General features: G+C 42.3%; 7 protein-coding genes. 6 read left to right on the forward strand and 1 reads right to left on the reverse strand.

The features are described from left to right. The 3 genes from J6I68_RS13765 to J6I68_RS13775 form a co-directional block, all read left to right on the forward strand. On the forward strand, nt 1-408 hold a 408-nt coding region (locus J6I68_RS13765), incomplete at its 5' end, for an alanine racemase C-terminal domain-containing protein (protein ID WP_292221163.1). Nucleotides 409-494: 86 nt separating this feature from the next. Further along, complete coding sequence (locus J6I68_RS13770) at nt 495-2,651, forward strand: ATP-dependent helicase (protein ID WP_292221164.1); 2,157 nt, start codon at nt 495-497, stop codon at nt 2,649-2,651. Between the two features lie 5 nt (nt 2,652-2,656). Then, nucleotides 2,657-4,186 (forward strand): DUF1266 domain-containing protein, encoded by a 1,530-nt coding sequence (locus J6I68_RS13775; RefSeq protein ID WP_292221165.1) that lies wholly within the window; start codon nt 2,657-2,659, stop codon nt 4,184-4,186. Nucleotides 4,187-5,434: 1,248 nt separating this feature from the next. Here J6I68_RS13775 and J6I68_RS13780 read toward each other — a convergent pair. Then, nucleotides 5,435-6,478 (reverse strand): J domain-containing protein, encoded by a 1,044-nt coding sequence (locus J6I68_RS13780; RefSeq protein WP_292221166.1) that lies wholly within the window; start codon nt 6,476-6,478, stop codon nt 5,435-5,437. A 134-nt stretch (nt 6,479-6,612) separates the two neighbouring features. Here J6I68_RS13780 and J6I68_RS13785 point away from each other — a divergent pair, with 134 nt between their 5' ends. The 3 genes from J6I68_RS13785 to J6I68_RS13795 are packed head-to-tail and all read left to right on the forward strand — an operon-like array spanning nt 6,613 to nt 10,558. Continuing rightward, entirely contained in the window at nt 6,613-7,974 is a 1,362-nt protein-coding gene (locus tag J6I68_RS13785) for a hemolysin family protein (protein ID WP_292221168.1), read from the forward strand. A 29-nt stretch (nt 7,975-8,003) separates the two neighbouring features. Beyond that, the gene (locus tag J6I68_RS13790; protein ID WP_292221170.1) at nt 8,004-8,741 is read left to right on the forward strand and encodes a YebC/PmpR family DNA-binding transcriptional regulator; all 738 of its coding nucleotides are present in this window, start codon (nt 8,004-8,006) and stop codon (nt 8,739-8,741) included. 26 nt (nt 8,742-8,767) lie between these two features. Beyond that, nucleotides 8,768-10,558, forward strand: coding sequence for a glycosyltransferase family 39 protein (locus J6I68_RS13795; protein WP_292221172.1), 1,791 nt, complete (start codon nt 8,768-8,770; stop codon nt 10,556-10,558). Nucleotides 10,559-10,701 lie beyond the last annotated feature (143 nt).

Here is a 10,701-nt window from a genome sequence, read left to right on the forward strand (position 1 = left end):
CTTGAGCCTACCATGGAGCTTGTAAGCCACATCGTTATGATCAAGGATGTTCCGGCAGGAACTCCCGTAAGCTACGGCGGAACCTATGTAACAGATAAAACTACCAGGATCGCCACTATTCCTGTTGGCTACGGCGATGGATATCCTAGGAGCTTATCTGGCAAGGGCTATGTTCTTATAAACGGACATCACGCCAATATCCTTGGAAGGGTCTGCATGGACCAGTTCATGGTGGATGTTACAGATATCCCCTACGTAATGGAAGGGGATGAAGTTATCCTTCTTGGAAAAGACAAGACCACCGGCGAAGAGATCTCAGCTGAGTTTTTGGGCGACTTAAGCGGAAGATTCAACTATGAGCTCACCTGCGATATCAGCAGAAGAGTGCCAAGGCTGTTTGTTGATTAAAAATACCTGACAACAGAACCCGTCCCCTTGCTATTACGAACAAATGTTTGTATAATGGTTGCAGATAGATTATTAGGGGTATTTTTATGCTAGATTTTTTACAGGATTTAAATGAATCGCAGCAGGCAGCCGTTACTACAACAGAGGGCTATGTCCGGGTTGTGGCTGGAGCTGGAAGTGGCAAGACTAAGGCTTTGTCCAGCAGATTTGCATATCTTGTTAATGGGCTTGGCATAATGCCAGGTCACATTCTTTGTGTTACCTTCACCAACAAGTCAGCAACTGAGATGCGCCAGAGAATACATATGCTTACTGGCGACAATGATACTGGCTATATCAATACCTTCCATGGATTTTGCGTTTCAGTCCTTCAGGAGGATTCCCATGCTGTTCAGTATCCCAAGAGCTTTATGGTGCTGGACAATTCAGACATAGATGACATCCTTAAGATCATCTATGAGGAGAGGGGATTGTCCCTTCGTGACATGACCTTTGGAATGGCTAGGGACATGTTTGAGATGCGCAAGATCTTTGAGGAGCCTGAGTACTATATCGATATGATAGGTATGTCCCCTGAGGTCCTTAAGGAGAAATATGACAAGGCCACAGAGGTTCGGGACATTCTTTTTTATGGATATCTTTATCAGGAGAAAAAGTGCTTTGGACTTGATTACAACGATCTTATCAAGTTTACCCTGTATATTTTTTCCCGGAATGAAGACATTAAGCTCAAGTGGCAGAAGCGTCTTGAGTATATTATGATTGATGAGTTCCAGGATATCGACTCTCTTCAGCATGAGCTGATGGAGGTTTTGTCTGCTTATCACAAGAACCTTTTTGTGGTTGGAGATCCTGATCAGACTATCTATACCTGGAGAGGGGCCAACGTACATTTCCTGTTGGATTTTGATAAGAAATTCCCTGGCACCAAGACCATTTATATGAACGACAATTACAGGTCCACGCCGCAGATACTGCGGGCAGTGAACTCTCTTATAGACAAGAACAGGGACAGACTTAAAAAGGAACTTGTTCCGACTCTGCCAGAGGGCGATAAGGTGGTCTGTCACCTGGCCCCTGATACAGCCGATGAAGCCGATTATATTACCGGAGAGATCCTGGCCCTTAAGGGAATGGGTATTCCTTACAGGGATATGACCATTCTTTACAGGGCCCACTATGTCACAAGGACAATTGAAGAGGGACTGTTAAAAGAAAAGATACCCTATACCATATATTCAGGGGTTCAGTTCTTTGGGCGAATGGAGATAAAAGATGCTCTTAGCTACCTTAAGATGATTGTTTACAGAGATGATATCTCTTTTCGCAGGATTGCAAATGCCCCTAAGAGAAACCTTGGTAAGCGCCGAATGCAGTTTTTGGAGCAGTACTCAAGGGACAAGGGATGCTCGCTCTATCAGGCCCTTTCAGAGAACCTTGATGCTGAGATCATGAGAGGCACCAAGGCTAGAGCATTTATTGATCTTATTGAGAGCTTCTCTGAGAGCTATGAAGGCAAGATGGTGTCTGAGGTGTTTACAGGAATCCTTCACGAGAGCGGCTATGAGGAGATGCTAAGAACTGAAGGAGCCCAGGAGAGACTTGATAACCTGGCAGAGCTCAAACAGGCAATTTTTGAATTTGAGACCAGTTGCGGCGAAGAAGTTGGGCCCTTGGACTATCTTAAGCACGTGGCTCTGTTTACTAATGCTGATTCTGACGCAGGAGCAGGAGATAAGGTCAAGCTTATGACAGTACATGCTGCCAAGGGGCTTGAGTTTCCCTATGTATTTTTGTGCGGTATGAATGAAGGAATCTTTCCTTCCCGCAAGATCCACACTCTTGAAGGCATGGAGGAGGAGAGAAGGCTTGCCTTTGTCGCCATGACAAGAGCAAAGAAAAAGCTCTTTATAACAGAGGCTGGAGGAAGGAACTTTGAGGGCATTCCAAGATATCCTTCCAGATTTATCCTTGATATTGATAAGGAGCTTTTGGAATTTACTGACGGCGAGGTGGATGAGCTTTTAGTGTCGGCAAGGAAATTTATCGATAATGATTCAAGACACTTAAAGGGCGCTGAGAAACTTAATCTCCTTGAGCCTGGCACAAGGGTGTTGCATGCAATACTCGGCAGTGGCATAATACTTGAAGTTAACTCCTCTGAAGAGAGTTATCTTATTAAATTTGATGAAATGGAGACTCCCAGGCAGATTTCTTTTAAAGTTAATCTAAAGCCTGAATGATTTGTATGGGTAACGATCAAGAGTACTACGACCGCAGCAAAAGATATAATTCGGTTAATATACCAGCCGCAATTTTTACATTTGCTTTTGTTTTTGCTATATGTGGACTTTTCATGGTAGCCATTTTCTTTCCTGAACTGTTTGGAGGTAGTTCAGAAGGAAATCTTTCTGTCAATGACAACTACAAAAACCTGAAAATAGAGTTTGATGATGATGAGACTTTTGCCTCTTCCTTAACCTATCCTGAAAGGGATACACCTACATATAAGTGGGCGGCAGCTGCAACTTCTATATATCCATTCATGAGCTACGGATATGAAGAGTACATTGGAGGGCAGATGTTAAACTCCGCCGAGATCGATGACTGCAAGATATTTCTTGAAAGTGCCTACAAGATAAGCGACCGCGATTCTGCCAAGGAAGTAATCGACAGAATGCTTAAGTTTGGACACCGAGCAAAATACAAGAAGTTCCTTAAAAGTGATAAGACTGTCAAAAAGGCCATAGAACTTATTGAAAAAGATATGGGCAGTGACCTAACTTATGAAGATGGACTTGAGATTACTGAGGAATATTTTAAAGAAAATGGGATCAGCACAGATGCTTTTGACAGAGTAAAGGGTTCGGCCCTTGCCTATCTTAGATTTGGTGACAGCGGAATTGATGGCTACGACTACCTAAGGCTCATCAGAGTGACCCATATGTGCTTTAAGTGTGGATATCTTAGCCAGAGAGAGTACATGCAGCTGATAGGCAATCTAAACGATGAGCTTAGAAGAGAGTATAGGAGCTTTAAAGAGATCCATGAGTGCTACTTTTATGGCGAGATGTTCAGGGTGGGAAAGGCTGCTGACAACAACAAGTATATATTTACAGATATTAAAAATGGTATTGCCAAGATGGAGAAAAAGGGTTACTACGATGAGATAGAGCCCATGTTCTTTGAAAACGATCCCCACACTTCAAGCTACTATCAGATGGCCAGGATTGAAAATGTAGAAAAGTTCAGTGAAACAGAGCTTTCTGATAATCTTGAGGATTATACTTTTGAAGTTAACGGTATTGTATATCAGCTTCCTGTAACCTATAAACAGCTAGTTAATGGCGGCTTTGAACCGGACTCATCAGGAGATACCATTATCCCTGCAGGTGAAGAATTCTACTTTGAGGGATACTACCTTGGGAATGAGTACAGCAAGCTTGATTTTGGCGTTCTTAATAACCTTGACCATGATGCACCTCTTTCAGAACTTCAGATCACTTTGGTCAATGGCAATATCTTTAGATGGAACAAGTACAAGGACTATCCCTACAGGATTGCTCAGGGGATAGAAGTTGATAAGTGTTTTATTCAGGATGTGGAAGAGCGATTTGGTGAGCTTTCTATACCTGAGGACCACGTGGAAGATGTGGGTGGTGGCAAGATGTACTACTATGAATACCGCTTTGATACAGGATTTTACAGGTTCTTTGTTCAGGAGAGCGGCAGGCTTGCAGGTATCAGGATGTGCAGATATCACGATGAAGATGAATAAGAAAAAAGATGGTCTTATGGCCATCTTTTTTCAGACTGTAGACAAAGTAGTATACTGCTGGGCGAAATCATCTCCGCTTTTTGAATTATAACGTCCACTGGAAATCGCTCAAGTGGCTTTCACGGCATATCCTCGCAGATACTGGGTATTTCAGCAATGTAGCTGTTTTTACCCGCCGTATCTGCTGCGGTATTCCATGATCCACTTGACCGATTTTCGGTGGACGTTTTTGGGTAATCAAGCGGGGATGATGAAGGTGCTATACAGTGGAATCAGACTGGATGGCAGATTTCCTTATCCAAGTCCGTAAAATAACGGCCAATATCGATTGTTATTAAATTGCATTACGGACGACAGTGTGGTTTTGGGGGCATACGGTCCGTAAAACGAGTTTTTTCAAGGAATTATTCCAACGGAACCGGAAGACGTGTTACGGACTGTATGCTAAAAAAGTGTTCTCTAGTCTGAAAATGGATTTATTTGAAGTTTTTGGTGGGACATAATTACCTACTGTAGAGCATTTTTCTATGCAATAGTCCGTAATCAAGAAAAACCAACATTTCGGGACACATAAGGGAAGCTCGAAAAGCGGTATTTGGGAGCCCCAAAAAGCAGTTTTGGAGAGGGGTTTGGCTGAGTTAATACCTCCAATTGATTTCCTTATTACTGGTCCTAGCTTTTTCTAGCCATGAAGAAAAGAATCAGGGCACATTTAATACCAATGGAAGAGTATTTGGATGCGGGTATTAGATTTCCTACACTAATATTTTCAGTTTTATCGCAACTACAATAGGAAATTCATACCAGTCAATGATGTAAGAGTCGTGGGTATTAGATTGAATAAAATAGCGAATGATATTTCCGTAAAACCATAATACCTGAAACAGATAAAGTGATCAGCGGTATTATGTTGACGTGATGATGCTGGCTACAGTACGATATATCGCATCGCAGAAGACTCTGTGCGGCCATTTTGCATCAACGCGGGCAAAAATTTACAGGGAGGCCAGATTACTACCTGTCACCTTTTATCCATGGCCGCTTGATTACCAAAAAAGTCTGACCGGATGAATATCAATAGCACCGTGGAATACCGCAGTTGGTGGAGAGTCAGTGGGGGACTCACCCACTGCCCCCCACCAACGAGGATATGCCGCGAAAGGCTATTGATATTCATTCAGTCAGACTTACAATTCATTAAGCGGCTTATGGATAATCTTTACTTTGTCTACAATCTGAAAGATGGCCTTATGACCATCTTTTTTTTGCTTTGTCATATTGTACATTGATCTCCTGAAGGGCTGATGTGTCACCGTCCATATTGTCCGGGTGATATAGCTTGACAAGAGAGCGGTACTTTTTATCCACGCTTTCACGGTTGTTGCAGCCGGCAAAGAAATCAAAGGTTCCAATATTGTTCGTGGGCTTTGGCGCTTCAGTCCTGTAGCTTTGCTGATCATTTCCAGGATCGTCATAATCGTCTTCGAAGTCTTCTATATATTCCTCATCATCGTCATATTCTTCATCATATTCTTCATCGTATTCTTCGTCATAATCTTCGTCGTAGTCAGCAGCGCATTCATCCTCAGGATAGTAGTCATCCTCATCATACTCCTCCTCAGGATCGTACTCATCCTCATAGTCTTCATCTTCGTTGCCATAGAAGTCATCAGCTCTGCTGCGGCGATCAGAGCGCATCTCTTCTTCAAGCATTCTGTTTCTCTTTTTAAGGAGCCTTCCGTATTCTCTTTCCTCATGCCTTCTTCCGGCATCTGGAAACAGCCTGTAGTAGCGGGACATGGCCTGATGAACAAAGCTTTTCCCGATAAGGGCACCAAGCAGATATAGCACTGCATCAGCTACAATGCTGAAAAACAGGATATTTCCAAAAGCAGCAAATACAGAAAAACACAAAAATACAGTCATTACAGGAATGAACATCAAAACGGTAAGGATCAACAGTAGGACGTAGGACGCCTGTCCCTTATAGCAATAAACTGACGATATCCACCACAGCTTTAAACTTTCAAACAAAGGAAGAATAATGCCAGATGGCTCTTGGGAAAGAGGAATAGCCTGCGGAAGAGGGTTTTGCCCTGTCACAAGAACGAAGATACTTACTAAAAAGAGAATTGCAAATATGATGCTGGTAATTGGGAGAAATACAAAAAAGAACTTAAGTCCTTTTAAAAATGCCCTGAAAAACCATGTCAGCAAAGAAAAGAAAGCCTTAAGGGCATAGAGAAGGGCATTAGTTATTGATTTTATCCCCATTGATAACAAAGAAGCCATTTAAACCAACCTTTTTTCATAGTCTAGAAACCATTATCCTATTATTAGGTTCAAAAATCTAGTACCACAGCTCAAAATGTGATATAGTGTAATTTGATATTTTGCGTGCATTTTGGTTTATAGGAGGAACGATTATGGATGTCGACTTGCCTTCAGCCAGTATAGTAGCGTTTTTTATCATTCTTATCATCGATATTTTTGTTCATGGTTTTCAGGTTGCTATAGACCATGTCAGCAAGGATGAGATTGAAAAGAAAAGCGCCTCCGGCAAAGACAAGATAGGCGAAAAGCTGCTTAAGCTTTTTGAGAACGAAGCTTCGCATATTGAGAGGATGCAGATCCTTTCAATAGTTATGAACATGATCCTTGGAGGCTTTGTTGCCTGCAAGATAAGCCTGTATCTGGCTGCTTTATTTGGTGCACAGGTGGGATCATTACCTTCATTTGCGCTCTGTATACTTTCAGGCGCAGTAATAGCTCTTGTTATCATGTGCTTTGGAGTTATTATCCCAAGGAGGCTGGCAGCAAGAAACCCTGAGAAGTGGGCATATGCCTGTTACTATCCCGTGTACTACCTTGGACTTATATCTGCGCCCTTTTCGTTTTTAGCCGGGCTTGTTGCCACTGGTATCCTTTATATCTTTGGAGTAAGGGGCGATGACAAGCTGGACGACGTTACAGAGGAAGAGATAAGAGACTCTATTGAAAAGGGTCAGGAGCAGGGTGTTATTCAGGAAGCGGAAGCGGATATGATCACCAATATCTTTGAGTTTTCAGACAAGGAAGCCCAGGATATCATGACCAACAGAAATGCCATGACGGCCATAGATGCCAATGTTAGCCTTAAGGAAGCTGTGAATTTCATGATGGATACCAACAATTCCCGATTCCCTGTCTACCTTGACGACATTGATCACATCATAGGTATCATGCACATCAGAGATGCCATGAAAAAGCTCTCTGAGGAGACAGATGAAGAGCTTCCCATCAGGAAGATCAAGGGACTTCTAAGACAGCCCAAGTTTGTTCCAGAGACCAGGAATATTGATTCTCTTTTCCGTAGCATGCAGTCATCCAAGACTCAGATGGTTATAGTCATTGATGAGTATGGCCAGACAGCGGGACTTGTTACCATGGAGGACATTCTCGAGGAGATTGTCGGTAACATCATGGACGAGTACGATGAGGATGAGAACTATATCAAACCTACCAAGAACCCCATGGAGTTTACTGTAGATGGCAAGACTCCACTTGAGGTACTTGAAAAGAGATTTGATATCTCTTTTGAAAAAAGCGAATTTGAAACCTTAAACGGATATCTGATCTTTAAGCTTGACAGGATACCTGATCCGGACGAGGATTTCGAAGTAAAAGTTGGCGGCTATAATTTCAAGATCCTTTCTGTTCAGAACCACATGGTGACAAGTGTATTGCTTCAGAAGTTGCCAGAGGAGACTGAAGAGAAAGAGGAAGATGAATTAGAAATAGCAAAATAAGTAAACAGTTTTATGAAAGGAAGTTTTTTATGTCAGGACATTCAAAATTTGCAAACATCAAACACAAGAAAGAAAAGAATGATGCTGCAAAGGGCAAGATTTTTACAATCATTGGTAGAGAGATCGCTGTTGCAGTTAAAGAAGGCGGACCAGATCCTGCCAACAACTTTAAGCTTGCTCAGGTAATCGCCAAGGCTAAGGCTAACAACATGCCTAACGATACTATCGATCGTGGTATCAAAAAAGCATCAGGCGCTGAAGGCAACGTTGATTACAAGAACATCACTTACGAAGGATATGGTCCTGGCGGAACAGCTATTATCGTAGAGGCACTTACAGATAACCAGAACAGAACTGCATCCAACGTTAAGGCTGCATTTTCTAAGGGAAATGGAAATGTTGGAACACCTGGATGCGTATCTTATATGTTTGACAACAAGGGCCAGATCCTCATTGATAAAGAGGAGTGCAGCATGTCTTCAGATGACCTTATGATGCTGGTACTTGATGCTGGCGCTGATGACTTCAACGAAGAAGAGGACAGCTATGAGATCCTTACAACACCAGACAATTTCCAGGCTGTTGTTGAAGCTCTCAATAATGAGAAGATCGCTACTGCTTCAGCTGAGGTAACAATGATCCCTCAGAACTATGTTGCAGTTACAGATCCTGAAAATGTTAAGCTTCTTACAAGAATCCTTGACCTTCTTGATGAGGATGATGACGTTCAGGCTGTATATCACAACTGGGAAGAGCCAGAAGAATAATAACGAATTAGACGGGGGTCCTAAAAATGAAACTAAGGCGAACATGGCCAGCAATATGCATCTGGGGGGTATTCCTACTTTTTGACATTGTGATGGTGGCAAGTTTATGTTTCTTTTTAGGACTTTTTCCATCTGATAAAGCTTTATACTATAGCGGTGGCATAGCGCTCCTTAGCGCCCTTGTCATGTCTGTGGTTACAATTTTACTTAGCAGGTTAAGTGATGCCATTGGCTTTAAGGCCCTTGGCGAAAAGACATTTTTTAATGTCCTTTATTCATGTCTGATAGTTCTTATCATTGGGGCTTCTGTTTACTACAGAGTAGAGATCTTATCATCTACTGCAGGAGATATTGGTGGTAAGTACAGCCTCTATGAAAATGCCATGATAGGCGGACAGAATGTGACAGCTGAGTATGATCTTTTGTCCATTCTTTATTCCACTATTTTGCGGGGCATTCTTCTTTTTACAGGAAACATCATCTCAGTTCCATTCTTTTTCCAGATAGCATGCTTTACATTGTTCATGATCTGCAGCTATTTTACGGTAAAAAAGCTATTGGGCAGGGCTGCAGCCTTTGTATATACCACCTATGTTGCCTTTATGCCTATATTTACCACAAGCTTTACAGGACTTACCCTTTCTACAGATTATCTGTTCATGGCTATGTTCGGAATAGAGTTCCTTGTGGTTGCCCTCTACCTAAGAGGAGCATATAAAGGCTCCTACACATCTGCAGGATACCTTCTCTGGTATATATTTGTGGGAATTGTAGTCGGATTTATGGCCTATGTGGACGCAGGAACAATAATCATGATCCTGCCATTCCTTGTGGCTGTGCTGTTTTTGTGCGGAAGAGATTACAGATATGATCTCGTAAGGCTTGTCATTACTGTGCTTGTTGCTGTCATAACTTTCTTTTTAATGATCGCGCAGGAAGCAGGTTTTGCTTTCTTTCCTGAAAGACTTGATAACTGGGCATCATACTATTTCCACAACCTTAATACTTTCAGCATGTTCTGGATCTACACAGATCATAAGATACTGTATCTTATTACAGCTGTAGCAATGTCCGGAGTTATTGTTGGTTTTTGGAAAAACCGGAAATTTGAGAGAGTATCTCCATGGCTTTTGTCCATGCTGTTTATCTTTGCTACAGTGCCATTTATGGGTGCCACCAGAATGAACACCCAGGCCTTTGTGACAGTGTATTATGCATTCATTCTTGGGTGCGTTGCATCTCTTATCATCACTCCATCTGATGAAGAGGGAGAGTATGCTATCCCAGAATTATCAGAGGACGAGCTTGAAAAGATGGAAGAGATGGCTGAAGCTGCAGACGAGGAGATTCCTGACGAGGAGCTTCCTAATGAGGAGCTTCCTGGCGAGGAGCTTTCTGTTGAGGAAACACCTGCCACTGAGCAGGCAGATGAGAACTTCACTACTGCAACCATAACTCCAGAAGAAGATGTTCATGCAGTTACACCTGATAATGTTATCCCATACGAGCCAGAACCCGAGCCTGAGCCAGAAAAAGAGCCGGCTCCAGAGCAAAAAACAGAACCAGAAGCGGCTTTAGAACCTCAAAAAGATCGTGGACCTCGCTATGTTCCTGAGGGAATGGTACTTCCAGAGGATGACGATGACGTTGACCTTACGCCTCGCATGAAGATGCCAACCTTTGATAAGGTGGGCCTTGGAAGCAGAAGCGGTAAGCTTAAGGTTAAATCCAATAAGGAGCATAAAGAGCCTTCACCTGAACCTAAAGATGATTTTGACATTGCCTTTACTGACGGCGATGATTTCGATATAAAGTAACACAAAGTCCAGCTAAGAAATGTCAAGGAGTAAATTGAAAATGTTAGAAATTAGACATTACCTGCATTTTGGGTAACCTTAATAAAGCTAATTCATTTATAGCACATTGAAAATGACAAATTAGATATTAGGCAACTTTTGTA

Origin of the sequence: Butyrivibrio sp., assembly GCF_017940685.1 — a bacterium.
In the GTDB taxonomy this organism is placed as follows: Bacteria; Bacillota; Clostridia; order Lachnospirales; family Lachnospiraceae; genus Butyrivibrio.

Excerpts from the sequence above, each read along its gene's own strand:
- J6I68_RS13770 (WP_292221164.1), top strand. The coding sequence starts at position 495 with ATGCTAGATTTTTTACAGGATTTAAATGAATCGCAGCAGGCAGCCGTT.
- J6I68_RS13775 (WP_292221165.1), top strand. The coding sequence starts at position 2,657 with ATGGGTAACGATCAAGAGTACTACGACCGCAGCAAAAGATATAATTCG.
- J6I68_RS13780 (WP_292221166.1), bottom strand. The coding sequence starts at position 6,478 with ATGGCTTCTTTGTTATCAATGGGGATAAAATCAATAACTAATGCCCTT.
- J6I68_RS13785 (WP_292221168.1), top strand. The coding sequence starts at position 6,613 with ATGGATGTCGACTTGCCTTCAGCCAGTATAGTAGCGTTTTTTATCATT.
- J6I68_RS13790 (WP_292221170.1), top strand. The coding sequence starts at position 8,004 with ATGTCAGGACATTCAAAATTTGCAAACATCAAACACAAGAAAGAAAAG.
- J6I68_RS13795 (WP_292221172.1), top strand. The coding sequence starts at position 8,768 with ATGAAACTAAGGCGAACATGGCCAGCAATATGCATCTGGGGGGTATTC.